Origin of the sequence: Nonomuraea marmarensis, assembly GCF_043197025.1 — a bacterium.
GTDB classification, from domain to species: Bacteria; Actinomycetota; Actinomycetes; order Streptosporangiales; family Streptosporangiaceae; genus Nonomuraea; species Nonomuraea marmarensis.
Genome location: NZ_JBICRM010000120.1, coordinates 1 through 1,013 on the forward strand (window position 1 = coordinate 1; position 1,013 = coordinate 1,013).

Genomic DNA, 1,013 nt, shown 5'->3' on the forward strand with positions numbered 1-1,013 from the left:
CCCCCGGGCGCTGGTGATGCTGACGCTCTCGGACGGCTTCACGTGCGAAGCGGCCTGCGCGGTGCCGACCAGCGAGGCGCCGAGGAGCGCCGCAGTGGCCAGGCCGCCGCCCAGGGGAACGAGGGTGTGCTTGATCTTCAAGGGGATTTCTCCTTGGTCGTCGCGGGAACGCGATGAGCGTTCGGTGCGTCTATGAGCCAGGAAGGTATCCCTCTTGACCTTGCCTCTATGTCCCTTTTTGTCCGGATTTAGCCGGCGCACAGGCGGCCGTGATCGCGCCGTGATCTTTGGGAGATCGTCAAGGCGGGGCCTGCCGTCCAAGGTGGGAGCCGATCCTGAAAACGAATCCGATAAAAAGCTGAGAATCGCATAAGAGAAATTATGTGTTGCAGATCACTGGATCGAGTCCGGGGCTCTACCTGCACTTATCCAATCCATAAGCTCATGCCAGGCGGTTCTAAGGTTGGCTCGGCAGAGTTCTCGGCGTGGGGATGACCTTCGGGGCTGAATTGCAGACGTTCGGCCAGGTCCCTCCCTGGATTGGATTTCTTGACCAATGCGTTTCTCCAAGCCCTTCGCCGTGACCCTCGCCAGCGTGGCCATGATCGCCCTGCCCCTCTCGGGCGCCGCCCTTGCCGACGGCGCCAGGCCGAAGCCGGCGGCGACCGCCAAGGCCCCGCAGCCGAAGCACTCCACGCCCGCCAATACCAAGGACTCGCACGGCAAGGAGGTCTCGCTGAGTGTGTCGGTCAACACGGACCGTGTGCGCGCAGGTGACTCCTACAGCGTGACGATCATCGCAAGGGGCGTGTCCTCCGGCACGGCCACCGTGACGAGCCCTGAGGGCAAGAGCTACCGCGTCTCGCTCTCGGGCGGCCGGGCCGCCAAGACCCTGACCGTGCCGTCCAAGACGAAGGCCGGCGACAAGACCGTGAGCGTCACGGTCGGCAGCAAGGTCGCCGAGGCCTCGTTCACCGTCGTGAGCAACCGCCGGCGGTAGCGCGGTGACCGCC

General features: G+C 64.8%; 1 protein-coding gene. It reads left to right on the top strand.

Translation table 11 applies throughout. The annotated features are described in order from the left end of the window. The first annotated feature begins 556 nt into the window (after positions 1–556). Entirely contained in the window at positions 557–1,000 is a 444-nt protein-coding gene (locus ACFLIM_RS50220; RefSeq protein ID WP_393178033.1) for a hypothetical protein, read from the top strand. Positions 1,001–1,013 lie beyond the last annotated feature (13 nt).

Excerpts from the sequence above, each read along its gene's own strand:
- ACFLIM_RS50220 (WP_393178033.1), top strand. The coding sequence starts at position 557 with ATGCGTTTCTCCAAGCCCTTCGCCGTGACCCTCGCCAGCGTGGCCATG.